This window comes from Spirosoma flavus, from assembly GCF_054778555.1.
The window spans coordinates 253,487-279,246 of record NZ_BAAGZL010000002.1 but is presented as its reverse complement, the minus strand read 5'-3'; the positions used below and the strand labels follow the sequence as shown (position 1 = coordinate 279,246).

Annotated in this window: 23 protein-coding genes; 15 read left to right on the top strand and 8 right to left on the bottom strand. The window is 49.7% G+C overall.

Annotation, left to right across the window (positions count from 1 at the left end; all coding sequences use genetic code 11):
- The first annotated feature begins 32 nt into the window (after window positions 1-32).
- Together ACYVF1_RS10200 and ACYVF1_RS10195 are read left to right on the top strand one after the other, a co-directional pair.
- The gene (locus tag ACYVF1_RS10200; protein WP_461078270.1) at window positions 33-1,511 is read left to right on the top strand and encodes a sensor histidine kinase; all 1,479 of its coding nucleotides are present in this window, start codon (window positions 33-35) and stop codon (window positions 1,509-1,511) included.
- Window positions 1,465-1,926: a response regulator gene (locus ACYVF1_RS10195; protein ID WP_461078268.1), complete on the top strand. Its 462-nt coding sequence runs from the start codon at window positions 1,465-1,467 to the stop codon at window positions 1,924-1,926. The genes ACYVF1_RS10200 and ACYVF1_RS10195 overlap by 47 nt, the downstream gene beginning before the upstream one ends.
- 89 nt (window positions 1,927-2,015) lie before the next feature.
- Here the strand turns inward: ACYVF1_RS10195 and dacB are convergent, their stop codons facing one another.
- Window positions 2,016-3,563, bottom strand: a complete 1,548-nt coding sequence (gene dacB, locus ACYVF1_RS10190; RefSeq protein ID WP_461078266.1) for a D-alanyl-D-alanine carboxypeptidase/D-alanyl-D-alanine endopeptidase — start codon at window positions 3,561-3,563, stop codon at window positions 2,016-2,018.
- 131 nt (window positions 3,564-3,694) lie between these two features.
- Between dacB and ACYVF1_RS10185 the strand changes: the two genes are divergently transcribed.
- The 4 genes from ACYVF1_RS10185 to ACYVF1_RS10170 all read left to right on the top strand — a co-directional run bounded on the left by ACYVF1_RS10185 (window position 3,695) and on the right by ACYVF1_RS10170 (window position 8,098).
- The gene (locus ACYVF1_RS10185) at window positions 3,695-5,119 is read left to right on the top strand and encodes an MBL fold metallo-hydrolase RNA specificity domain-containing protein (RefSeq protein ID WP_461078264.1); all 1,425 of its coding nucleotides are present in this window, start codon (window positions 3,695-3,697) and stop codon (window positions 5,117-5,119) included.
- Between the two features lie 108 nt (window positions 5,120-5,227).
- Window positions 5,228-6,181: an acetyl-CoA carboxylase carboxyltransferase subunit alpha gene (locus tag ACYVF1_RS10180; protein ID WP_461078262.1), complete on the top strand. Its 954-nt coding sequence runs from the start codon at window positions 5,228-5,230 to the stop codon at window positions 6,179-6,181.
- 76 nt (window positions 6,182-6,257) lie between these two features.
- A complete protein-coding gene (locus ACYVF1_RS10175) occupies window positions 6,258-6,869 on the top strand; it encodes an HAD family hydrolase (protein ID WP_461078261.1) in 612 nt (203 codons plus the stop codon).
- Window positions 6,870-6,946: 77 nt separating this feature from the next.
- Window positions 6,947-8,098 (top strand): site-2 protease family protein, encoded by a 1,152-nt coding sequence (locus tag ACYVF1_RS10170; protein ID WP_461078259.1) that lies wholly within the window; start codon window positions 6,947-6,949, stop codon window positions 8,096-8,098.
- A gap of 58 nt (window positions 8,099-8,156) precedes the next feature.
- Here ACYVF1_RS10170 and ACYVF1_RS10165 read toward each other — a convergent pair whose 3' ends face one another.
- From ACYVF1_RS10165 to rpiB, 4 genes are all read right to left on the bottom strand, one after another.
- Window positions 8,157-8,771: a 3'-5' exonuclease gene (locus ACYVF1_RS10165; protein ID WP_461078257.1), complete on the bottom strand. Its 615-nt coding sequence runs from the start codon at window positions 8,769-8,771 to the stop codon at window positions 8,157-8,159.
- An 87-nt stretch (window positions 8,772-8,858) separates the two neighbouring features.
- Window positions 8,859-11,072, bottom strand: coding sequence for an FUSC family protein (locus tag ACYVF1_RS10160; RefSeq protein ID WP_461078255.1), 2,214 nt, complete (start codon window positions 11,070-11,072; stop codon window positions 8,859-8,861).
- Window positions 11,073-11,083: 11 nt separating this feature from the next.
- Window positions 11,084-12,847 (bottom strand): ABC transporter ATP-binding protein, encoded by a 1,764-nt coding sequence (locus ACYVF1_RS10155; RefSeq protein WP_461078253.1) that lies wholly within the window; start codon window positions 12,845-12,847, stop codon window positions 11,084-11,086.
- Window positions 12,848-12,925: 78 nt separating this feature from the next.
- Window positions 12,926-13,360: a ribose 5-phosphate isomerase B gene (rpiB, locus tag ACYVF1_RS10150; RefSeq protein WP_461078251.1), complete on the bottom strand. Its 435-nt coding sequence runs from the start codon at window positions 13,358-13,360 to the stop codon at window positions 12,926-12,928.
- 126 nt (window positions 13,361-13,486) lie between these two features.
- On the opposite strand from rpiB, the gene zwf reads away from it, so the two are divergent.
- The 4 genes from zwf to ACYVF1_RS10130 all read left to right on the top strand — a co-directional run bounded on the left by zwf (window position 13,487) and on the right by ACYVF1_RS10130 (window position 16,571).
- Complete coding sequence (gene zwf / locus ACYVF1_RS10145) at window positions 13,487-15,001, top strand: glucose-6-phosphate dehydrogenase (RefSeq protein ID WP_461078249.1); 1,515 nt, start codon at window positions 13,487-13,489, stop codon at window positions 14,999-15,001.
- Window positions 15,002-15,161: 160 nt separating this feature from the next.
- A complete protein-coding gene (locus ACYVF1_RS10140) occupies window positions 15,162-15,506 on the top strand; it encodes a cupin domain-containing protein (RefSeq protein ID WP_461078247.1) in 345 nt (114 codons plus the stop codon).
- Between the two features lie 40 nt (window positions 15,507-15,546).
- On the top strand, window positions 15,547-16,272 hold the full coding sequence (pgl, locus tag ACYVF1_RS10135) for a 6-phosphogluconolactonase (protein WP_461078245.1): 726 nt from the start codon (window positions 15,547-15,549) through the stop codon (window positions 16,270-16,272).
- On the top strand, window positions 16,272-16,571 hold the full coding sequence (locus tag ACYVF1_RS10130) for a hypothetical protein (protein ID WP_461078243.1): 300 nt from the start codon (window positions 16,272-16,274) through the stop codon (window positions 16,569-16,571). The genes pgl and ACYVF1_RS10130 overlap by 1 nt, the downstream gene beginning before the upstream one ends.
- 210 nt (window positions 16,572-16,781) lie before the next feature.
- On the opposite strand, the gene ACYVF1_RS10125 is transcribed toward ACYVF1_RS10130, so the two are convergent.
- Window positions 16,782-17,189, bottom strand: a complete 408-nt coding sequence (locus tag ACYVF1_RS10125; protein ID WP_461078241.1) for a DUF4332 domain-containing protein — start codon at window positions 17,187-17,189, stop codon at window positions 16,782-16,784.
- Window positions 17,190-17,252: 63 nt separating this feature from the next.
- Complete coding sequence (locus tag ACYVF1_RS10120; RefSeq protein WP_461078239.1) at window positions 17,253-17,429, bottom strand: hypothetical protein; 177 nt, start codon at window positions 17,427-17,429, stop codon at window positions 17,253-17,255.
- Window positions 17,430-17,609: 180 nt separating this feature from the next.
- Between ACYVF1_RS10120 and ACYVF1_RS10115 the strand changes: the two genes are divergently transcribed.
- Window positions 17,610-18,653, top strand: coding sequence for a S1C family serine protease (locus tag ACYVF1_RS10115; protein WP_461078237.1), 1,044 nt, complete (start codon window positions 17,610-17,612; stop codon window positions 18,651-18,653).
- 126 nt (window positions 18,654-18,779) lie between these two features.
- Window positions 18,780-19,364, top strand: a complete 585-nt coding sequence (locus ACYVF1_RS10110) for an outer membrane beta-barrel protein (protein WP_461078235.1) — start codon at window positions 18,780-18,782, stop codon at window positions 19,362-19,364.
- Window positions 19,365-19,420: 56 nt separating this feature from the next.
- On the opposite strand, the gene ACYVF1_RS10105 is transcribed toward ACYVF1_RS10110, so the two are convergent.
- A complete protein-coding gene (locus ACYVF1_RS10105; RefSeq protein ID WP_461080717.1) occupies window positions 19,421-20,335 on the bottom strand; it encodes a DUF2279 domain-containing protein in 915 nt (304 codons plus the stop codon).
- Window positions 20,336-20,502: 167 nt separating this feature from the next.
- On the opposite strand from ACYVF1_RS10105, the gene ACYVF1_RS10100 reads away from it, so the two are divergent.
- The 3 genes from ACYVF1_RS10100 (at window position 20,503) to ggt (ending at window position 25,725) form a co-directional block, all read left to right on the top strand.
- On the top strand, window positions 20,503-22,233 hold the full coding sequence (locus ACYVF1_RS10100) for a DUF6909 family protein (protein WP_461078233.1): 1,731 nt from the start codon (window positions 20,503-20,505) through the stop codon (window positions 22,231-22,233).
- A gap of 101 nt (window positions 22,234-22,334) precedes the next feature.
- The gene (locus tag ACYVF1_RS10095; protein ID WP_461078231.1) at window positions 22,335-23,867 is read left to right on the top strand and encodes a malate:quinone oxidoreductase; all 1,533 of its coding nucleotides are present in this window, start codon (window positions 22,335-22,337) and stop codon (window positions 23,865-23,867) included.
- 160 nt (window positions 23,868-24,027) lie between these two features.
- The gene (gene ggt, locus ACYVF1_RS10090; protein WP_461078229.1) at window positions 24,028-25,725 is read left to right on the top strand and encodes a gamma-glutamyltransferase; all 1,698 of its coding nucleotides are present in this window, start codon (window positions 24,028-24,030) and stop codon (window positions 25,723-25,725) included.
- The last annotated feature ends 35 nt before the right edge of the window (window positions 25,726-25,760 follow it).

The window sequence follows — 25,760 nt, the reverse complement described above, 5'->3', positions numbered from 1 at the left end:
TTTCTATCTTTGTCACGTTCCGAACCGACGCTATGAAGAAAATGCCCCAGATTGGCTCCAAACTTATGAATCGACGTATCGCGTTGGGATTCATAGTAGCCATGGTGCTTATTGCTTCGGGATTTGCTTTATCGTTTTATAGTTACAATCAATATGGTGAAGACACCAAGCGGGTTCGGCATACGTATGAAGTAACCAGCGCACTGGAGAACATCCTTTCACTTGTTAAAGATATTGAAGGTGGTGCCCGTGGCTACGTCATTACCCACGATATCGCGTTTCAGGAACCCTACCTTATGGCATCGCGAAAATTGCCCGGAAAACTAAGGGAATTACGCGATTTAACGACGGATAATAAAGTTCAGATTCACCGCCGTCGGTTGCTCGAAAAACTCATTCAGGAAAAATTGGATGTTACCAAAACGCGGCTAAGTTTACCCATTGACAGTAAGAACGGGATAGAAACCAGCCGAATTGGCAAGCGTCAGATGGATGGTATTCGTCGGCACGTAACGTTGATGATTGATACCGAACGGGCGTTGATGATTTCCCGGAATAAACAGGCCGAACGCTCTTTTCGAAACACGCTGATTATCATTTTTGTCCTGTCACTGCTTACGTTTCTGGCAATCGCCCTTTCGTATTGGCTTCTTGAACAGGAGCTTGCCCGTCGGCAGGCAAATGAAGACCAGCTTCGCGACTACGAAAATCAATTGAAAGGCCAGATACGGCAGTTGGAGACCTCCAACGAAGAGCTGGAACGGTTTGCCTTTGTGGCCAGTCATGATTTGCAGGAACCACTTCGTAAAATTCAGTCGTTTGCCAACCTGATTACCGATCGATATGCTAATCTGTTCGATGCTGATAGCTCCATGTTTATGGGTAAAATTTCGCACTCAGCCGAACGTATGTCCAAGCTAATCAAAGATTTACTAAACTTTTCGAGAATATCAAGTCATCAGGAAGACTTTAAGCCGGTTGATTTAAACAACATCGTTCAACGGATTCTGGACGATCAGGAGTTGCGCATTAAAGGCTTGGATGTGGACGTAGAAGTGAGCCACTTACCGACCATTCAGGCCGTAGCCAGTCAGATGGACCACCTGTTCAACAACCTGATTTCGAACGCACTCAAGTTTACCCGGGAGGGCGTACGGCCACGGCTTCGTATTTATTCACGCCCGGTTGATGGCACTGTCTACACGGGTCTGGTTGCCGACGGGTCTTACGTTGAAATTACCGTTGAAGACAATGGTATCGGCTTCGACGAAAAATACCTGGAGCACATTTTTAAAGTTTTTCAGCGATTACACGGCAAAAGTGCCTTTGAAGGAACGGGAATAGGGCTAGCCATCTGCAAACGGGTGGTCATGTATCATCATGGATATATTACGGCTAATAGTCAGCCCAACCATGGCGCATCCTTTATTATAGTACTCCCCGAAAGCCAATTATTACATTACTATGACAGACCAGCCACAACCGAAACCCATTCATATCCTCTTGGTTGACGACGACGAAGATGATCGTTATCTGACCAAAGAAGCTTTTCAGCAGCATTATCCAGCTAGTCGGATTTCCTTTGCTGAAGATGGGGAGGATTTAATGGATTTTCTTACGTATCAGGGACGTTACACGGGTGCCAGTCACACCCTGCCAGAACTTATTCTGCTCGACCTGAACATGCCCCGTAAGGATGGTCGTGAGGCTCTGCGTGAAATAAAATCCGACAGACAGTTTCGCCATATTCCGATTGTCGTTCTGACTACCTCCGATGCCCGCGATGACGTAGAGACGTCGTACCTCAACGGAGCCAATAGCTTCATCACCAAACCCCCTACGTTTCAGCGGCTTAGCGAAGTGACCAGAGCCATAGTCCAGTACTGGTTCGATGTAGTGACCGTGTGCGAGCATCCCGAAGAATAGTCGATAGTAGTCCGTCATTAGTCGGTAGGGGTCAGAAATGATCAGAGTTTAAGAATCGCTTTCTGATAACTAGTGACTAATGACTTTTTTTACTCTTTACCATTCAGGCCAACCAGGCTGACGAATATTTTACTTAACGCACTCGTTACGTCGCGATTCTGTCCAGGAGTGAATTTATTGACCAGCACACAGAAACTCATCATTTCGCCATCCCGCGCGGTAAAATATCCGGCATAAGCCCGAACGCCTTCAATGGAACCGCTTTTGGCTCGAATGTTTCCAGCCGCAGCCGTGTTACGTGCCAATGTCCGTACCGTACCCGTCTGCCCCACTACCGGGATACTTGCATAAAATATAGGAAACGTTTTTTCCCGACCCGCTACGCTCAGTATCGAGGTCATATTATTGGCCGTCAATGCGCCAAACGCCGACAAACCACTCCCATCCCGAATCCGGAACCCGTCCATATCGACGCCTTTATTTTTCCAGTACGTTACCAGAGTCTCCACGCTGGCTTCTGTCGAACGTACCGTTTTGTTCAATGTAAGTGCCGTGGTACGTAGCAGCGCTTCGGCATACAGATTAATACTTTGAAAATTAGTCTGTTGAATTAGTTCAGGAAGCAGGGGCGATTTGTGCTGAAGTAACACGGAACGTTTACCGTTCTGTACCAACGTATTGACGAGCCCCCCTCCTATCGATACGGGTGATCCGCTCACGGTTACGTTATCCTGAACCAACTGATTCTGAAGTGCATAAGCAGTAAAGTAAGCCGGATCAGGCAAGGCACCTTTCACACTGAACTCATTAGCTGGTTCGCCCATAGGCACTTTGCCGGTCAGCCACTGCTGAGTGGCGAAGGGAGTTCCGTAAATATTTACCTGATCGCCCGTGTTAGCCGCGTCGGTCGTTACAGTATTGTGAAAACTCACGTAGGGTACGGGCGGATCAGTACGTAGCACCGAGGCAGGTGTACCGATAGATTTGCCCGGCCGAAAAAATACCCGGTACAGATTTTCATTGATGTTCAGCGCACTCAGGCTGGCACCATAATAGTTCCCTAAATCACCATAAGGCCAGCTATCGGGGGTTGTCAAATCGTCGTATAAGCTACCATCTCCCACAACTACGCCCTGAATACGTCGAATTCCGGCAGCCCGTATGGCTGCTGACCAGGCATTAAGCAGAGCCGCCAAATCATAGTAGCCCGTAAAACGCCAGCTCCCCAATGAGGGATCGCCCGTTCCGCGAATGTAAAGGTTTCCAAGTAACGTACTATCCTTAATCGTTCCATCGTATTCGAGCGACGTAGTATACGTGTAGTTAGGGCCAAGTACCTGCAGGGACGTAGCGGTGGTAATGAGTTTTAAGGTCGATGCCGACGGCAGGCTTTGGTAAGCATTATAGGCAAATCGCTCCTGCCCATCGCGTACCCGCCTGACCGACAGGGCTATCGTCCCGAAACGGATCGCTGGGCTCGCCTGTATAGCGTCGATCAGTTGTCGCAGTTGCTGAGTGGCCAACGTATCGACGGAGCGGACTGGCTGTGCGAGCGGCTTCTCCACAAGTCCACAAATACCTATGACAAGCAAAAAAAAGAACGATAGATAGCGCGTAAAAGCGGTAAAAAAGCGCATTATAGAACAGTTAGGCGATTCGGGTCGTATTTCGTACTTTTGCAAACTTACGTAATAAACACCACCCGACCTGCACTAAAACTGGTTACGAGCCATCGAACAAACGACACTGATTAGTTAACGCAGTACGCATGAAATTATCATTTCTGGGGGCGGCAAGGCAGGTGACAGGTAGTATGTACCTGCTGGAACTGGAAGACGATTACCGCATTCTAATCGACTGCGGGTCCGACCTCGAACGTTCCAATGGGCAGACAGCCCCCACCGTTACTCATCCGGGATTTTTTCCGTTTGAGGCCTCGAGTATCAATCTGGTTTTGCTTACCCATGCTCATATCGATCATTCGGGTAACCTGCCGAATCTGTACCGTGAAGGCTACGAAGGCCAGATTCTTTGCACTGAACCCACCTTTGCACTCACGAACGTATTACTGAAAGATGCGGCCTCGCTCAATCAGAAACGTATCAACGACCTGAACGCCAGCAAAAAACAACGCGTTAAAGATCGGCAGATTCAGATGCAGAAAGATCTGTTCCTGGATCGGCAGGTACGTGAATCAATGGAGAACGTAGTACCGATTGCGTTCAACCGGAGGTTTCGGGTGGCCGATGGTGTCGACGTTACGTTTATTCCGGCCGGTCACTTGCTGGGGGCAGCGCATATTCTCATCAATGTCGTTGAAAACGGAGAACGGAAAAGTATTTGTTTTTCTGGCGATATTGGCCGCAAAAATTACCCGCTTCTGGTCGATCCGGCAACGATTCCGCCAGTCGATTATCTGGTTTGCGAAAGTACCTACGGCAATCGGCTCCACGATATTCAGGCCACTCCCGTAGACGTACTGGCCGACATTATCCAGCGTACCTGCATCGACACGCCAGGACGGCTCATCATTCCGTCGTTCAGCGTTGGGCGAACCCAATCATTGCTGTATACGCTCAACCGGCTGTATACCGAACGTAATTTCCCGCCTATCCGGGTTTTTTCCGACAGTCCGATGGCGTTCGAAAGCTCGAAAATTTACACGCAGTACGTTCGGATGCTGAACAAAGAGGCCAAGGATTTTTTTGAGGAGAATGAAGCGCTGTTCGACTTCGAAAATTTCCAGTTTCTGGAATCATCGCAGGCTAGCAAGGCCGTATCGAATTACAACGAACCCTGTATTATCATCTCCTCGTCGGGCATGGTGCAGGGTGGCCGGGTCGAATACCACGTAGCCGAGAATATCAGCAATCCCTACGCCACAATCCTGATTATTGGCTACTGCGCCGAAGGTACATTGGGCTGGCGGCTGCTGAATGGACAACAAACGCTGTCTATCAAAGGTAAAGATCATCAGGTGCTGGCTAACATTGAAAAAATAGATGTGTTTAGCGGCCACGGCGACCGTAACGATCTGATAAATTTTGTAAGTATGCAATCACCAGAAACGCTTAAATCGGTTTTTCTGGTTCACGGAGAATATGAAAGTATGGAATCATTCCGCGATACACTGGCCGAAGCTGGATATCCGCAGGTGATTATTCCGAAAAAAGGCGAACAATTTGAGTTATAGAGTTGTGAAGGTATAAGGTTGCAAAGTTGTAGAACTCGACGGTCTGATATATCAGCCAACTCTACAACGTTACACCCCTACAACTCTACAACGTTACAACCTAACTAAATGAGAACGTATCTCGATTTTGAACGACCGATTGCCGATCTGGAAGCACGGCTGGAGGAAACGAAAAAGCTGGCCCAGACCAGTAATGTCGACGTAAAAGAAGCGGTTGATATTCTGGAACTGAGTATCGACAAACTGCGCCGGGAGATTTTTCAGAACCTGACACGCTGGCAACGCGTCCAGCTCTCGCGCCATCCCGACCGGCCCTATACGCTCGATTATATTTCGCTCATGTGCGATCAGTTCATTGAACTGCACGGCGACCGTACCGTACGGGATGATCCGGCGATGGTAGGTGGTTTCTGCGAACTGGGTGGTCAAACGGTAATGATTATCGGGCAGCAGAAAGGACGTAACACGAAGCAGCGTCAGTACCGGAATTTCGGTATGCCCAACCCCGAGGGCTATCGGAAAGCGCTACGTCTGATGAAACTGGCTGAAAAATTCAACAAGCCTATCATCACCATGATCGATACGCCGGGTGCCTATCCGGGCCTGGAAGCTGAAGAGCGTGGCCAGGGTGAGGCCATTGCGCGGAATTTGAAAGAGATGTTTATGCTTACGGTACCCGTTATCTGCATCGTTATTGGTGAAGGCGCTTCAGGTGGGGCGTTGGGCATTGCCATCGGCGATCGGGTATTAATGCTCGAAAACACTTGGTATTCAGTCATTTCCCCCGAAAACTGCTCAACGATTCTTTGGCGGAGCTGGGATTTCAAGGAACAGGCCGCCGAAGCCATGAAGCTGACCGCCCGGGATATGCAACGTAATAAACTGGTCGATGAAATTGTGGAAGAACCCACTGGTGGCGCCCACAACGACCATCAGGCCATGGCTAGTCGCCTGAAAGAAGTCATTCTGAAAGCGCTGGACGAACTCAATGCACTATCACCCGAAGAACGTATCAATCAACGGATTGAAAAATTCTGCGAAATGGGTGTAGTAGTTGAGTAAGATTAATTCCCATGCCTGGTTCTTGCCAACAGCAAAGAACCAGACATGTCAGCCATTCAACCTGTAATCCAAAGAGATGAAAAACCTGATTTTCGACCTCGGCGACGTAATTATTCCGATTGACTTAACGGCCCCCGTCCGGAATTTTGCCATGCTGGCCAATCTGCCAGAGGACGAAGTTCGGGCACTCTGGAAACAGCACGATATCTGGAATCAATACGAAACCGGCCTGATTGATGATGAATCGTTCCGGGCGCATGTCCGTCAGTTGCTCAAGAATGATGCCTGGGCCGATGAAGTTATCGATACGGCCTGGAACAGCGTCTTGCTCGACTTACCCGTTGAACGTATCGAGCGCATTAAATCCCTGCAATCGAACTATCGGCTCTTTTTATTAAGCAATACCAGCCCTATTCATATCCGGCGGGTTAACCACGTATTGACTAGTTTAAACCAGCCGACCCTGGAGGAACTCTTCGAGCGCGTATTTTATTCGTACGAAGTACGTATGGTCAAACCCTCGCCTGACATCTATCAGCATGTGCTGACCGAAGCGAATTTGGTTGCCTCCGAAACCGCGTTTTTCGACGACAATGCGGCAAACATCAAGGCAGCCACGGAGTTAGGTATTCAGGCCGTACACGTACAACCGCCTAAGACAATTTTGGACTACTTGAAAGATATATGAAGTATGATAAAGGAGATATGTAAATGCTAACTAAACATATATCCTATATTATACTTCCGGTATCTTCTCCTCGCTTTATGAACAAACGCCTTAAAACATACCTCCTCCACGGAGGTCTTTTTTTAATTACGCTGGTTACCACTACGTTAGCTGGTGCTGAATGGATGTACGGCCGGCTTTTTATTCCTATGGAAGGGATGAAAACGTTGGGGTGGGCCGAATTTGTGAGCGGTTTTCAGTTTTCAATTCCTTTTCTGGCCATCTTAACCGTCCACGAGTTTGGCCATTATTTTACGGCTAAAGCCAATCGGGTGCGGGTGTCGCTTCCTTACTACATTCCCGTGTGGCTGGCCATTGGGCAGAGTATCGGTACGTTAGGTGCTTTCATCCGCATTCGAGATTATATAGATAGCCGTCGAAAGTATTTCGATATTGGCATTGCCGGTCCTTTAGCTGGTTTTGTGCTGGCTCTGGTGGTCCTCTGGTATGGTTTTTCGCATTTGCCACCTCCTGAGTTTATTTTCACCATTCACCCCGAATACCAGAAATGGGGGCTGGATTATGGCAAATACGCCTTTCAAAATTTACCGGAAGGTGGTGCCATTGGGTTGGGCGATAATCTGTTGTTTACGTTTTTCAAAACTTACGTAGCAGATCCGGCACGCGTGCCGCACCCGTATGAGATGATTCATTATCCGTATGTGCTGGCGGGTTATCTCGCCTTGTTTTTCACCTCCCTTAACCTGATCCCGATTGGTCAGTTAGACGGGGGCCACATACTCTATGCGCTGATTGGTCGGCAACGTTTCCGGTGGGTAGCCCCTGCGCTCTTTATTGGGTTTGCGTTTTATGCCGGACTGGGTTTGTTCACACCCGCTGATTTTGCCATCCCAAACAACGAGGCCTTTCTAAACCAACTAGCTTATTTTCTATTGTACGTCGGTTTCCTGTTTCTGGCCTTTGGCCGTATCAGTGAAAACCGAATTACTGTACTGCTCATTACGTTGAGCGTGGTGGTGGGCCAGCTCACCCTATCGTGGTTACGTCCCGACTGGGTTGGGTATTCGGGCTTTCTGGTATTTGTGTTTGTACTCGGCCGCTTTCTGGGGGTCTATCACCCTGAGACGCCCCTGGAAGAGCCCCTCGACCTGAAGCGTAAAGTTCTGGGCTGGGTGGCGTTACTGGTTTTCATCCTCTGTTTCAGCCCAAAGCCATTTCTGATTCCCTGATACGTAGTAAGAAATGCTCCGTACCAGGACAAAAATCGAAAATTATCCCCCCCTGACCTCACCCTAACCGCATTCCATCGCTCAGCTTGAACACTTCCCGAAGACACTGGGCCGTTAGTACAGCGTCTTCCAGTGCATTATGAAAACCATCTTCACGGGCAAAGCCGAAATAATTGGCAATTGCGGTCAGGCTGAGCCGGTCGGGGGTTTTGCGTCCGTTGGCACGTAGCACCCGGAACGTGAAGTAGGCCAGCGTATGCAGGTCGAGCAGAACCCGTGAATAAGGCCACTTCTGTTTCTCATACCGATACGCTTCCTTCAAAAAATTAATGTCGTTGATCACGCTCTGCCCGCAAATCACTACGTCGCGCAGATAAGGCGTGCGGTCCAGTTGCCCCTTTGGCACCCGAATTCCAAGTTGAGTACATATCCATTCTTCCATTTCGGGCAGTACGTCGTAGATCATCGGCGCATCGTCCAGGTCAGCCAGCGACAGGTTGTGAATCTTTTCGGACGAAGACGAAAACGCTTCTTCATTTTCGGGATATACGTTGGTCAGATAACGGCCTTTCTCCGTCCACTGATCGTCGAAAAGTACGGCTCCGATTTGTATAATCTCGTTATAGTCCGGTTCTGGTCCGGTCATTTCCAGATCAAGTACTAAATATGGCATTGCGATCAATTAGTTACTGAACTATTTTTTGCTGGTAACAAAACCCTGCTTTTTGCAGAAATTATTGAAAAATTATTGAGCCAATTTTCACCCCTTATGTCCACCTAATTCTAACCTCCTCCACAGTAGTTTTTCGGCCAACGAATCACGGCTGGACCGACTAGTATTTTTTCCAGATTTGATACGTTCGACCAGTTTACCAATGTCGCTGCTGACCTGCTGAATGAACTGCAATTGCTCATTCAGGAACGTATCATCAGGATGTTGATTAAGCGGTTGAGCAGCATCTACCGGTAAAGTGGTTACCTCAACTACGTTGTGATTACCCAGGCGAGTCAGGCTTTCGGTTAGGGCAAACAGTGCCCGTTTTATAGGACGTAGCATGGGGGCTGGTAAAGCCGCAACACTGTCGTTAATCCGGGTCGACATGATCGTTGCTACGTTGGCCGATAGAATATGATTCAGCACCACGAACTCATATATAAGTTTCTCGTTACGTTGCTTGTGCTTCGGCTCCGACACCATCCGCTCGAAAGCAGCACTCAGGTTGGCCGACGTAACGTACACTTCTTTGCGGATCAATTTATAGTCAATTCCGTCAATCCGTCGCCCCGACAGGCTATCGAGCAATAGCTGGACGTAGCGAAGATTGGCTTTCAGCAAATCCTGCATGGGTTTTTTCAGTTGTTCCGACTCCCATTGCGGAAAAAACAGGTATCCGGCCAGCAGCGCAATACCTCCGCCCATCAAGGTATCGAACAAGCGCTCCTGAGCCACACCCAGATAACCAACGCCCAGGAAGCTAAAAAGAATAAGCACGAATGGGGTAACGCAAATGACCATCGCAATATAATTGATACGCTGGGCGCTATACGTTCCGAGCATAAAAAGCACCAGAAACACAAAATGCACGGTTTTATTCGGGATAAATGCCAGAATTAGCAGCCCCATCATTCCGCCCGCAAAGGTTCCGATGATACGTTCTACGTTTCGCTGACGCGTCAGGCTAAACGCCGGTTTCAGAATAACCGAAATCGTTAGTAAAACCCAATAGCTATAATGCCCATACGATAGCAACTTGGTCAGTATGAACCCGATAAGCATTGCCAGAGCAACCCGTACCGAATGCCGGAATACGGACGAATCGGTAGTCAGGTTATCCCGAAATGACTTGAAATCGATAATCACGTGGGACACAAATCGACCGTATTCCCGATTTTGCTGGTCAATTGGTCCTTCCGCTGGCTGGAGAATATTCTTTTGAATCGTATTGAGCCGCTGATTGACTGTTCGTAAACTAACCAGCACTTTTCGTAATACCAACGTACTACTTTTTTCCTCCTCCAGCCCGTCGATACGTCGTTTCAACGCTTCCAGATTTAGACTGATATCCAGAGGCTTATGAAACGGTACCGGCGATTGAACTGCCAGGCCAATGTGATCTAATTCGGCCGATAATTGTCGAATCAGATGGGCAATCTCATCCAGTATCCCCGATTTCCCGAAACGCTCCCGTATATCCCGATAATCGTAGTACATGGCAATAATCTGCTCATACAGATCAACCATATCGATAAACGTCAGCAGTAAAACGCGCCCGGTACGGGTCGATTCCGTTACGATGCGTCGGCTTTTAAACAGGATTTCCCGGGCGGCATCCTGTTTCTCACTGACAACGACCTGCTGGGCGATTAATCGGCGATATGCGTCGTCAATGGGCGACGAAACCTGGTAAAAATCGGCTTTAATGGCCATCAGTTTGGCCGTTTCATGAATGCATTGCCCCAGTGCCTGCTCGGCCAGTCGATACGGCTGAAGCTGAAAAGCGAGCAAACTGATACCTGTGTACCAAAGTCCGCCCGCCATCACCATCCCCGCTTCAACCAGCACCTGCTGGCTGTTGAGTGGCCGGTCGAGCATCAGAATCATGATAAGCAAAGCCGCCGTTCCAACCGACGTAGCGCGGTTGCCGTACATAGCGAACATGGAAAAGAAAAAACTGAACAGCAGGATTTCGCCCCCCATGACATAAGGGTTCATCCGGGCGAAACCCGTCACTAACGTCACCAGAAAGCCACAAAGTACGGTTGTCAGCATTCCATTACGTCGGTGCAGCACTGGGCCTGGCGCATCGGCAATGCTCACATTCAACGCCCCCAGCGATAGGGCCATACCCATTTCAAGATGACCTAACTGTCTGAACAACAGCGAAGGCAGGAGGATGGACAACGTAATACGCACCCCATCCGAGAAATACTGGCTGGACAGGAAGTAACCAACTTGGCGGGCACGTTTGTTCATGTGTGAACAGCTTAACGTAAGGCGACACCGGTTGTTTTTCGCTCGCCAATCTGCTGCCGCCACATAGCATAGTACAGTCCTTTCTGGGCAAGCAGAGCGTCATGCGCGCCGGTTTCCACAATCTTACCTTTTTCCAGCACAAAAATCGTGGTCGCGTGCATAATTGTTGACAGTCGGTGCGCAATTAATATGGTAATCTGCGAATTCAGCGCCGAAACGCTACGTACCGTATCCGTAATTTCTTCTTCGGTGAGCGAATCCAGCGCCGACGTAGCTTCATCAAAAATCAACAATCGCGGATTTCGAACCAGGGCGCGGGCAATCGACAGCCGTTGTTTTTCGCCACCCGACATTTTTAGTCCTCCTTCACCAATCGGCGTATCCAGTCCTTTCTCGGAACGAGCCAGCAGATGGTCGCAGGCGGCCTGGTCGAGGGCGTTAAGCATCTCAGCTTCAGTGGCGTCAGGTTTCACGAAAAGCAGGTTTTCGCGAATCGTGCCCGAAAACAAGTGTGTATCCTGGGTAACAAAACCGATTTGCCGGCGCATCGGATTGAAACGCAGATCCTTTGTCGAGATATCGTTGTAATAAATTTCGCCCGCCACGGGTCGATACAAACCGACCAGCAATTTCACCATCGTTGATTTTCCGGAACCCGATGGCCCCACAAACGCAATGGTATCGCCCAGAGAGGCCTCGAACGTAACACCGTCGATGGCGTTCTGATTGGCCCCTTTGTGGCGAAAAACGACATTGTCGAAACGCAGATTTTCGATGGGTCCGACTTCAATGGGTGATTCAGGATTGCGTTCAATGGGTTTCGCCATCAACGTACCAAAACTGTTCAGGCCGGCTTCTGCTTCCCGATACGCCAGAATAATGTTTCCCAAATCCTGCAACGGATTGAAGATCGAAACCGAAATAAACTGCATCGAAATAAGCTCGCCGGGACGTAGTACATTCCGAAAAATGAGCCAGAGTAACGTAAAAAGGATCGATTGTTTCAGTACGTTCAACGTAGTGCTTTGCCAGAACGTCAGCAGCCGCACCCGCCGTACTTTGGTCATTTCCAGATCGAAAATCCGTCCGGTCAGCCCTTTCATCCGCCGAATTTCGGGAAACGTCAACCCCAGACTTTTGATCAGTTCGATGTTACGTAGCGATTCCGTAATAACGCCCGACAACATCGCCGTTTCGCGGTTGATGTTACGTTGGGTAGTTTTAATTTCCCGGCTTAGCAGGCCGGTTAATCCACCAAGCACCAATACGCCAATGAGAAATACCGGAATGAGCGCCCAGTGTTTGGTAATGGCGTACCAGATCAGAAATCCCATCCCAACCAACGACGAAAACAGGACGTTGACGAACGAATTGATAAATTTTTCGGTATCGGTACGTACCTTTTGCAGGATCGATAACGTAGCGCCACTACTTTGGTCACCAAATTCCTGATACGACAAACGTAATGTTTGTTTTAGTCCATCGTTGAAAATATCGGTACCAAACCGCTGCACCACCTGCCGCGTTACGTATTCCTGAAACGCTTTAATCAGGTTCGACAGAATGGCCACTCCAACGGCAATGGCCAGCAGTTTCAAAACGCCCGACACTCGTTCGGACTCGGGTTTAGGCGCTGGATTCGTGGCGTATTCGTCGATGATTTTGCCAAAAATAATTGGGTCGATCAGTGCCAGAACCTGCGCCATACCAGCCAGGCCCAGCGCCAAAAGAGCCAGCCATCGATAAGGCTTCAGGTATTGCCAAAGAATCTGCATTGTTGGAGGTAATAGTGATGAACGATGAGAAAGCTGGCGTGCCATCGCTCATCGTTCATCACTTATCTCTATGAACTATCAGTACGTATCCAGTTGCTGAATCCGGGCCAGGTGGCGGCCTCCTTCGAAGGGCGTATCCAGCCAAATCTGAACCAGTTTCAGGGCCGTTTGTTCCGACATCATGCGTTCACCGAGCGAAATAACGTTTGCATCGTTATGTTCACGGCATAACCGAGCCGATTCCTCATTCCAGCATAGGCCGCAACGCACGCCCCTCACCCGGTTTGCTGCGATGGCCTCACCATTGCCGGAGCCACCCAGCACGACCCCCCGTTCGACGTCACCAGCGGCCACGGCCTCGGCAACCGGACGAATATAAACCGGGTAATCGACAGAAGGCGTAGCCGCATACGTTCCTTTATCGATAACTTCATGACCCAGGTCGATGAGCATTTTTTTGATGGCTTCTTTGTACTGGAAACCGGCGTGATCGGAGCCAATGGCAATTTTCATGGTAGCAGAAATCAGATAAAAATGAGGCCAAAAGTAGCAGAATCGGTACGTAAGTGGAAACTTAACGGTTTAAACTTGTTATGAAGGCGGGAGGGCGGTAATTTGCGCCCCCCAACACATCAAGTCATGATTCCAGCTACAAATCAGCGTCCATCGGCTACAATACTGTTTATTTTCGGTGGCAGTGGCGATCTGAACCTTCGCAAACTCACGCCCGCTTTATACAATCTGTTTCTCGATAACTACCTGCCCGAGCGGTTTTCGGTGGTTGGTCTGGGACGTAGCGATTATAGCGATGAGTCGTTTCGGGAACGGTTATTTGAAGGGATTCAATCGTTTTCCCGTCGAAAAAATGGGCCGACCAATACCTGGCAGGCGTTTTCTCCTTCCATTACATACCTTCAAATGGACGCCAGCGATGCTGGTGCTTACACAAAGCTTTCTGACTTCGTCGGCAAAAAACATAAAGAATGGGGTGAGCAGCCGGAAGTTATTTTCTATCTGGCGGTAGCCCCCCAACTGGTTCCGGATATTGCCACCAACCTTGGTAAACTGGAACTCTGTGGCGATAAATCGCACGTGCGGATCGTGGTAGAAAAACCGTTTGGGCACGACCTGAAAACGGCCCAGGAACTGAATGCTTTGTTGGGCGGACTCTTTGCGGAGGAGCAGATTTACCGCATCGATCATTATCTGGGCAAAGAAACCGTACAGAATATTCTGGCGCTACGTTTCGCCAACTCCCTTTTTGAACCCATCTGGAATCGGAGTTACGTTGAATACGTCCAGATTACGGCCGCCGAAACGGTGGGGCTCGAAGGTCGGGGTGGTTATTACGAAGGATCGGGGGCGCTACGCGACATGATTCAGAATCACCTGCTTCAGGTGCTTTGCATGGTGGCTACAGAAGCCCCTATTTCGTTCGAAGCCAATGAGGTACGTAACAAAAAGGTAGACGTACTGAATGCCATTCGACGTATTAAACCGGAACAGGTAAAAGACATCGCCGTTCGTGGGCAGTATGGCCCCGGCAAAACGAAAGGAAAAGAAGTGGGTGGCGAGGAAATTCCGGGTTACCGACAGGAAGAAGGCGTTAAACCCGATTCGGCCACCGAGACCTTTGCCGCGATTAAGCTTTTTGTGGATAACTGGCGCTGGGAGAACGTACCGTTTTATCTGCGGACGGGAAAATCGATGCCCGAAAAAGCAACGGTTATCACCATTCAATTCAAGCCCGCGCCGGATTACGCCTTCCCCGACGAAGCCACGCACAACTGGCAATCGAACCGCCTGACCATTGGTATACAGCCCGCTATGGATATTCGGCTCCGGTTTCAGGCCAAACGCCCTGGTCAAACCCTCGCCATCGACCCGGTTGAAATGGTGTTCAGTTACAAAGATGCCTACGCAGGTCAGGAGCCCGAGGCCTACGAAACGTTACTGCTCGACGTCATGACGGGCGATGCTACGTTGTTCATGCGGGCCGATCAGGTCGAAGCCGCCTGGAAAGTGGTGACACCGATTCTGGAAGCCTGGGAAGCCGAAACGCCCGATTTTCCGAATTATGCGCCCGGCACCTGGGGCCCCGAAGCCGCCGACAAGCTCGTTGAGAAAGACGGATTTCAGTGGATGATGAAGTAAAAAGGCCTCGACAGGCTCTGGCCGTCGGAGTCACTATCGCGACTAAACTGGCAACTTTAACCGCTTCGGCAAATCCGACATCGGACGGCACGGGCCGCCCCGCGCCGAATCGGCCAGAGCCTGTTGAAGCCTTCTATTGACTATATTTTAATAACCTCCTATGCCTCTTCAATTTGAAACTCTGTTTGTTGACGATCCATCTCTGCCGTGGGAGACGGTAGCGGAGGGCGTAAAACGTAAAATAATGACGTATGACGCCAACCTGATGATGGTAAAAGTTGCCTTCGAAGCGGGTGGGATCGGCACGCCACACAGCCATTATCATACGCAGATGAGTTACGTAGCAAGTGGCGCTTTCGATATCACCATTGGCGACGAAACCCGAACGGTGCGAGCCGGTGATGCGTATTACATTCCGCCCAACGTCTGGCACGGGGCCGTGTGTCGGGAAGCGGGCGTGCTGGTTGATTTGTTTACGCCGATGCGCGAGGATTTTGTTCAGTAGTAAATCATCGACGTAGCATCTTCATAAAAAAAGAAATAACGTGCAACTCATTGTTACCAAAAACCCGGCTGATCTGGCCAAAACGGCGGCTAAATTCATTGCCAAACGTATTAATGACGTATTGAAAACGCAGGATCGGTTCACAATTGCCCTGTCGGGAGGAAGTACACCGAAAGCGCTGCATGAGTTGCTGGCTAAATCCCCCTACGCAGAGCAGATTCCATGGGCGCAGTTGCATCTGTTCTGGGGTGATGAACGATACGTTCCTATCGATGATCCACAGAATAATGCGGGTATGGCCTATGATACGTTGCTGGGACACGTGTACACGCCCGAAGAACAGATTCACGTCTGGCGAACCGATCTCAGCCCAGAAGAAGCCGCTGCTGACTATGACCGAATTTTACATGCCTACTTTGGTGAAACGGGTCCAACGTTCGACTTAATCCTGCTGGGCATGGGCGACGACGGACACACCCTTTCATTATTTCCAGGAACAGACGTAGTACACGAAACTACCGCCTGGACCAAAGCCTACTTTCTGACAAAACAGGATATGTATCGCCTGACGATTACTGCCCCAGTCGCAAATCGAGCTAAGTGCGTCTTGTTTCTTGTAGCGGGTCCGCAGAAAGCTGCCCCGCTTAAAGAAGTGCTTGAAGGAGAATTCAATCCGGACGTGTATCCTTCGCAGGTCATCAAGCCGGTTGATGGGGAACTGGTCTGGATGGTCGATGAAAAAGCGGCCAGCGCGTTGAAAAAATAATGAAGATACGTACCACCGTAAACGAGAAAGACCCGCTTAATGGCGGGTCTTTCTCGTTACTATACAGGAAAGATGATTATTTAATCGAATCTTTCTTGGTGGTATCGGTCGACATCATAGAGGTCGAATCGCCAGCCATTTTCGTCGAATCCATACTCATAGTCGAAGTCGACGACGAATCGGTTACCGTCGTTGAGGTTTCGGTGCTTTCGGTTTTAGAGCTGGAACAGGCAGTTGCCAGTGCCATCATTGCAAGCATAAAGAAGGCTGATTTTGCCATGGTTGTACGTAAATTTTAGGTAGATGAATATTTTTAGAGCCACTTATTAATTCTATTAACTCAAAAAAGTAACCCATGTTCGTATATACTTTTCTGTTTTTTTAACTTTTCTTACTGAAAGGCAGGTCATTAGCTTTCATAAATAGTCAGGCATGTTCATCTGAGGCTACACAACTGAACATGCCTGGTCATGTATAAGGGCATCAAAAAAGGGCTTGTCAGCCCCTTTTTAATATTCCAGCATACGTGGTAAATTTTTTGCCTGATCGATGAAGTCGCCAATTTGCTCGACGGAAGGTGGGCGCTGGGTAAACTGACGTACACTGTTGATTTCAATTAATTTAGCGTGCAGGTTGGCGGCCACACGCTGGGCCAGTTCTTTTACGGTGTCGACGCCCGCTTCTTCCATTAAATCACTGTAAACCCGACCAATTCCTTTAATTCGTGCCAGATCGGCGCGGTTGGCTAATTCAAGAATCACTTTACCATCCACACCACTCATGGATGACAGCGATTTGCGATCAGATGGCGTTTTGGTGGCTTCGAGTAGCATATCGGCATCGCTGATTCCCTGGGCTTTCAACGCATTGAGCACCGAATCAGACATACCACGTAGTTCTCCTAATGTTAGAGCCATTTGAGAAAAAACTTTTTTATTAAAAGTGATATCAGTCTGACCTTCAGACCGAATGATACATTTTCAACGGACAAGATACTTTCTTCGGGTATCATTCAAAAGAAATTTCTTCTGAACGGTGAAGCTGTCGGGATGCATCTGCTCGAATTCACGCGCCCATTCGACATAGCGCTCAGGTTCATCCTGCCGAAACCGGTCAACGTCTATTTTCTTCTGCACCAGATATGCTTCAAAGGTCATACGCTTCTTTCTGCCATTTTAACCGACACGTATAGTGCTGATCGCTATACTGATCGACCGCAAAATTAACAAATCGACCGAAAAAATGACAAAATGACGCAAATTCTCCTGTCGGTTCGATGATCGCTGTCCTGGAATGAATCGTGCTGGGATAGCTCATCCATTTAATTGTGCTTTGGTATGTATACGCAATTCATCACCTTTTCGGATGCTCCTTCGCAGGCGAGTGATTTCTCCCAGCCCGATGCTACGTTGCTGGACGCCTATTCGAATACCGTTGTTAACGTAGCGAAGAAGGTAAGTCCCTCCGTCGTGCAAATTAAAGTGAGTGGACGTACTGCCGACGCTACGCAGCCAAATCGCTCCAATCAACCCCGTAGACCAGGCCAGGGCGAGTCGGATGGCGGAACGGGTTCTGGTTTTATAATTTCTACCGACGGGTATATTATTACCAACAACCACGTAGTGGCCGGGGCTAAACACATCAGCGTCAGTCTGCCCGACTCGCGCGAGGTCGATGCTACGTTAATTGGACGCGACCCCGCTACCGATATTGCTGTCCTGAAAATTTACGCCGACGGCCTGAAAGCCATTCGGTTCGCTAATTCTGGCGAGCTACAAGTGGGGCAGATTGCCATCGCTATCGGAAACCCCTATGGTTTTCAATATTCGCTGACGGCCGGTGTCGTGAGTGCCCTGGGTCGGACGCTACGTTCGGAATCGGGTCGGCTCATCGACGATGTTATTCAGACCGATGCGTCTCTAAATCCGGGCAATTCTGGCGGTCCGCTGGTCAATTCCCAGGGCGACGTAATAGGCGTTAATACGGCCGTGATTTTACCCGCGCAGGGCATTTGTTTTGCCGTTTCATCGAATCTGGCCGCGCTGGTTGCCGGTAAGCTCATCATGCACGGAAAAGTCAGACGAGGCTATCTGGGTATTGCCGGCCAATTGATCAACCTGACCGAACGTATTAAACAGTATAATCAGCTCAGCGCCAGAACCGGTGTCATGGTTGCCAGCGTTGAACCCGACGGCGTAGCGGGTAACAGCGAACTTCGGCAGGGCGATATTATTGTTGGTTTCAACGGACAATCCATCGCCACCATCGACGACCTGCACCGACTCCTCACCGACGATACGATCGGTCGACCCGTACAGCTCACCGTTTTGCGCGAAAACCGTCAGAAAGGGATCATGGTTACCCCCGGCGAAATTCTTTAATGAACGTGTCATCAGTAAGGATTTTTACGACTGATTTTCCTAAAATTTCGAATTGATTGACGTTTGGAATTAATGTACGTTTGCGACTGGGTTCAGTTTGAATCCTTTACCACATAAACAATACACATGAAACGGTACATTTTTCCACTTTTGTTTCTGTTAACGCTATCCGCGCACGCCCAAGAATTTAAAAAATTCAAAGTCAATCTCTCGTTAGGTTATGCTCGCCCGCTTTCGTCGGGCTCAACGGCGGGGGTGCTTTTATCACTCGAACCGAAATATGGTTTATCGGATAACCTGGACTTAGGGCTGCGGGCCGAACTGGCAACGATTGCCACCGCCTATGATGTTAATGGACGGGACGGTACAGTGGATGTAAAAGCGATGGGTTCTTATTTACTTACAGGTACTTATCTTTTTACAACCAATAATTTCCGGCCTTATATTGGCGCTGGGGTTGGCATTTACAGCCTGGCGGGCGGTACCGTAGTTGTTACGAATGGGCAGGCTAATGACAATTACGTCATCGTTGCGGAAAGCAAATTTGGCGGTATGCTCCGCGTGGGTTTTAAAGCCGGACATTTTAATATGGGAGCCGAGTTCAACCTCATCCCCAATTCCACTTCGACCGTTTTAAATACTAGAATTAATAGTCAAAATAATTATCTGGGAGTTAAAGTCGGTTTCGACATTGGTGGAGGCCGAAAGTAATCAGTACGTAACGCAATAAACCTCATTTCGACTGGTACTCCTGTTCGGAATGAGGTTTATTCTTTGGGCAAAATCAGCGGATGAAATCTTAATCCGTTTACTGGATTTAGTTCGAGTGATGGCGCCGGGATTTTGAAAAACTGCACCGTTCCGATAAACCGCTGCAATGAGGGAGAGAACGAACCAATTCGGGACAGATCGGCGTCGGGCGAAAGGAAAAACTGCCGGTAACGTCTAAACGTCACGTCTTTTCCGGCTGCATCCAGTACACGGGGATTGTCGTGTCCGCCAATCATACCACTACCGCTGTAACCCACATCCAGATTTAGCCAGCGCGGAAACGATGGCCCCACCGGTAATACCGACGCTAAATTGACCGACAGCCAGTATTGTTGCCCATTGTAATCTTTCAGCATCTGCTGGCCGGTGCTTTTACCTAATAAGTTCGGGCGGTAAGGCGGAAAAATCGTTTTTCGAAACCCATATTTCAGGTTCACAACCTGCTGACCAGCGCCGTACTGCTGCCCCATAAACAGCGCCGTTCCCGCTACGTTGGCCAGCATATCTCCTTTCGAAAATCCCCAGCCTTCCGAGTGACCGTCGTATACTTCGAGCGTTGTTTGAAACAGTAAAGCCAGCAACCCGCCCGTCAGGATGCTCGCCCGCTCGTTCACACCACTCCACCGCATCAGTTCGTAGCCTCCGCGACTCATGCAATAGGCCGTTGCCGCGTGTCCAACTTTGTCCATCTGGAGCCATTCACCGTTGTCGTTAAAGCTGTGAAAGGGTACTTTTTTCTTATACCACTGCTTCTTGAGCATCAGCAACGTAACAACATAAAAAGCTGCCGTTCCGGCTATTACGCCAATGAAACGCCCCTCCCGAATTCCAGTTGGCTCAATTGGCCCTGGTGACGTAGTAAGTGGCTGCGCACGACTCCCCTGACCAAGCATCAGACCGCATAAACACATCAACACAGTACGTCGAATCAGGTATTTCATCCGCCAAAAGTAGCCAGAAAACGGTTTACTGTTTCATGTTCCAGATTCCCACTAAGCCGATACTTCATACATCATAGTTCATACTTCATCCAATACGCAGTCAGATTCCTACCTTTGCGACAAACCACTACCTATCTATGCATATCGACCCATCTCCTCCCCTTACCCGCGCTCAGGAGTCGCGGGTGGCAATTGAACGGCTCTACATCACCATGCGGCACCTGTTTAATCGGGGATTTTATAAACCATCGGGTGTGTCGGGCGAAGAGATTCGTCGGGCGCTGTTGACGTTACAACCCGAGATTTATGGCCTCGTCGGTGACCCGCAACGTGTTGAATTAGATGGACTTGTCTACGTAATGGACCGGTTACCCAAAGGGATCGAAGCGTGCCGGGTGATTACGTTAGCTTCCCGCGAGGGGTTTGAACATTCGCACTTTCCGGTATTAGTACCCGCCAAACGACGACGGAACTGTTATCGGATCGACGCTGAGCAGATGGTGATCGAGGTGACGAATGGACGTAGCGAAATCTACGACATTCTAACCCACCTGACGTTTATGTTTATGGAAGCCGATAAAATCCGACGTAACGCGTTTCAGGAACAGGGCAGCCGTACGCGCGAATGGGAAAAACTGGAAGCCATCGTGCAATCGGGCGGCACGGTCAATGATGATGACCGCGAACTGGCGCTTATGTACCTAAGTTCCATTTTGGGACGTACCTTCGAGGAGACTCAGCAGGCGTATCACCGATTCGAAGAAACAGCGGGGACTAACAGTGGTTTGTTTCAGATAGTGTATAGTCTGGGCAACGTATCGATTCAGGAGCTCCGCGAACAGAAATCGGATCGCGAAATCAATTTCACGCCAATGCTTCGCGAACGTATCGGTCAACACCTCTACGGCGAACGCTGGGCCACCCGTCTGAAACAATACATCCGGGAGCATAACCTGCACGAACGTCCGATACACATCATCAGCGCTAACCCGCACAGCGTGATGAACTGTCTTTACGCTCCTGCCGCCCTGGCCGACGTAACGAATTGGGATAGTCTGTACGATCTGGCTCTGAAATTAAGCCAACCCAGCGGGCGGGAGCTGCGCAAACGGGTCATCGATTATGCCAATGACCACGGGATGCACGTGTTGGAAGACTTGGCCGGAACCAGCTTGCTGGTGCAACTCATCGACACGGCCAGACTGGATGCTACGTTGCTATCGCCCGAAATTAAGCATGACCCAGACGTAATACAATCGACCAAACCCCTGCTGCTGGTTATGGATTACGCCTTTGGGGAGCAGGCATTTGAGACGATGGACGAGTTGCTGAAACCGTACGAAACAGCGGTCGAAACCTTCGCATTGAACGTAGCATCCATCTCTGTTGTCGGGAAAGCGGGAATTCTGACCGGCGGCAAAGGTGATCTGATGATACCGACTGCCCATATTTTTGAGGGAACGGCCGATAATTATCCACTCGACAATGATTTCAGCAAGGAAGATTTTGACGGGAACGGCTTGGGTGTTTACGAAGGGGCGATGATAACGGTACTGGGAACCTCGCTGCAAAACAAAGACGTATTGAGTTATTTCCGCAGCTCATCCTGGAATGCGATTGGCCTGGAGATGGAAGGTGCTCATTACCAAAAAGCGATACAGGCACAATCAAAAATTCGGGGGAGCGTATCACCTGATCTGAAAGTGCGGTACGCTTACTACGCGTCCGACAATCCGCTCCTGACCGGTGCTACGTTGGCGTCGGGAAGTCTGGGAGCCCTAGGCGTAAAACCAACGTACCTGATTACGGTTAAATGTCTGGAAAAGATACTTGGCCAGCGGAAAACGTCAGGTAAAGGCAAAAAGTAACGTAGCCGTGTTATCGATACGTTGGTGAGGCACACATTCTGTTCCCGAACAATCAACTATTTTTGCAGCTTTACTCGAATACATACCTGCTGCTATAAATCATGGCAAAACATAAAAAACCAACTCAGAAAGGTCCCGACGTTATTTTGATCGGGGCGGGGATCATGAGTGCTACGTTGGGCGTGTTGCTGAAAGAACTGCAACCCGACCTGACCATCGATATTTACGAACGTCTGGATAGTGCCGCGGCTGAAAGTTCGGACGCCTGGAATAATGCCGGCACCGGCCACTCGGCTTTCTGCGAACTGAACTACACCCCCGAAAAGGAAGACGGTACCATCGACGTATCGAAGGCCATTAAGATAGCCGAATCGTTCGAGCAGTCGAAGCAGTTTTGGTCCTATCTGATTGAAAATAACTTTCTGCACGACGCGCCAAATTTCATCCGCTCGATTCCGCACATGAGCTTTGTGTGGGGCGACGAGAACGTGAACTACCTGCGCAAACGCTACGATGCCCTCCAGCAAAACTACCTCTTCCACGGCATGCAATACTCGGAAGATCGGGAGCAATTAGCCGACTGGATGCCGCTGGTCATGGAAGATCGTGCCCCGGAACAACCCGTTGCTGCTACCCGGATGGACATCGGCACCGACGTAAACTTTGGCGCCTTGACCAGAGCCATGTTCCGTCGGTTAAGTGACATGCCCGGCGTTCGGTTGTATTTTGCCCACGAAGTCCGTGATTTATGGCGCTCTAAAACGCTGGGTGGCTGGAAGTTGCGACTGGAGAACGTAACGACCCACCACGAAAAAGAAGTTCAGACCGATTTTCTATTTATTGGTGCCGGTGGCGGTTCACTACGTCTGCTTGAAAAATCCGACATTCCTGAAAGCCGGGGGTTTGGTGGCTTTCCGGTAAGCGGTCAATGGCTGAAGTGTGTGAATCGAGAGGTTATTGAACGGCATCAGGCTAAGGTTTACGGAAAAGCATCGGTTGGCGCACCACCCATGTCGGTTCCCCACCTCGATACGCGCATGATCGACGGAAAACGGGAACTACTGTTTGGACCGTATGCTGGTTTTTCGACCAAATTTCTCAAAAGTGGCTCCTACCTCGACCTGCCCAAATCGATTCAGTTGAGCAACATGGCGCCAATGCTGATGGCCGGTCTGCATAACATTCCGTTGACCCGTTACCTCATTCAGCAGGTCATGCAATCGCCCGAAGATCGACTCAATGCGCTACGTGAATACTACCCCGATGCCCAAATGGACGATTGGGAACTTGAAATTGCCGGGCAGCGCGTGCAGGTCATTAAAAAAGACGAGGAAGAGGGTGGTGTGCTGGAATTTGGTACCGAAGTGGTTAGTGCTGCCGATGGAAGTATTGCGGCTCTGCTGGGCGCGTCGCCGGGAGCATCAACGGCCGTTTCCATCATGCTCGACTTGTTAAAACGCTGTTTTCCAGAGCAATTAGATACTGACACCTGGCAGCAGAAACTGCGCGAAATGATTCCGAGTTATGGACAGGTGCTGGCTCAAAATCCGGAGCTGGGGCAGCAGCTCAGAAAACATACCAGTGAAATATTAGGCTTAACCAATGCCGAGCAAATGTCGGCGGTGACGCGGTAAAGCAGGAGACAGGGTTCGGCGCTCTTACTTCATGTCTATATAATATATTCTAAATTTTCGCTCGACGAGCAAGACAAACTCGTTACGTATTATCTTGTGCCACAGTTGATTCAACTGTGGCACAACTATTTCTGCCTAAGAAAATTTAGTACAACCCTTTATGAAACAAATCTTCCTCTTCATCACCGTACTTTCTGTTTTTGGCTGCCCAACGCTGGCTCAAGACCGGCTCATGGGAAAAGCTTTTGCTACGAGATCCGTCGTAATGGCGCAGCATGGCATGGCCTGTACGTCGCATCCATTATCGACGCAGGCCGCCATCGACATACTACGTTCGGGTGGTAACGCCATCGACGCAGCCATTGCCGCCAACGCCATGGAAGGTTTGGTGGAACCACATGTAAATGGTATTGGGGGCGATTTATTTGCCATTGTCTGGGACGCTAAAACTAAAAAACTCTACGGGCTGAATGCATCTGGCCGGTCGCCGTATTCATTGACACTGGCTGAGTTCAAAAAACGAGGCCTGACGCATATTCCATCCGATGGGCCGCTTCCCGTATCGACGCCGGGTTGCGTGGATGGCTGGTTTGAATTACACAAGCGGTTTGGTAAAACACCGATGCCTAAAATTCTGTCGCACGCCATCCGCTACGCTCGCGAAGGTTACCCCGTACACGACGAAGCGTCCATTTCCTGGGCAACGATGGTGAGTCGTTTTGGCAAATATCCGAACGTCAAGGAAACCTACGCCCCCAACGGAGCCGCGCCGAAACGGGGCGAAATTTTCAAAAATCCGGCGCTGGCCAATACGTTGGAAAAAATTGCGAAAGGGGGTCGAGATGCGTTTTACAAAGGAGAAATTGCCCAAACCATCGACGCGTTCATGAAACGGGTTGGCGGGTTTCTGAGTGCCAAAGACTTAGCCGACCACACTTCCGAATGGGTCGAACCCGTTTCAACGAACTATCGGGGCTACGATGTTTGGGAATTACCACCTAACAGCCAGGGAATCTGCACGTTGCAGATGCTAAACATATTGGAAGGGTACGATTTTTCGAAAATTCCCTGGGGGAGTCCCGAGCACGTTCACTTGTTTGTGGAAGCGAAAAAGCTCGCGTTTGAAGACCGGGCAAAGTATTACGCCGACCCCGCTTTTGCCCAGATTCCGGTTAAAGAACTTATCAGTAAAGAATATGCCGCCGAACGACGTAAACTCATCGACCCGAACCGGGCAGCCAGCCGTGTTGATGCGGGCAATCCGGCGCTACGTCAGGGGGATACGATTTACCTGACCGTGGCCGATGAAGAAGGGAATATGGTATCGCTGATTCAGAGTAATTACCGGGGATTTGGTTCAGGTATGGTGCCCGATGGGCTGGGTTTTCAATTTCAGGATCGCGGTGAACTGTACAGTTTGTACGAAGGGCAAAACAACACCTACGCCCCGCACAAACGGCCTTTCCAGACGATCATTCCGGCGTTTGTGACGAAAGACGGACAGCCGTTCATGAGCTTTGGCGTAATGGGCGGAAGCTTCCAGCCGCTGGGTCATACTGAAATTCTGATGAACATGATCGACTACGGCATGAACCCGCAGGAAGCCGGCGACGCACCCCGTATTGACCACCTGGGCTCATCGGAACCAACCGGCGAAAAAATGATTGATTCCGGGCAGATTACGCTTGAATCGGGTTATTCCTACGAAACCATCCGCGACCTGATGCGTAAAGGCCATAAAATTGGCTACGGGTTAGGCGGCTACGGGGGTTATCAGGCTATTATGTATGACGCCAAAAACAAGGTCTACCACGGCGCGACCGAATCTCGGAAGGACGGCCAAGCGGCTGGGTTTTAATACACAATGGGCATGGAGTACGATTCTGGGGTAGA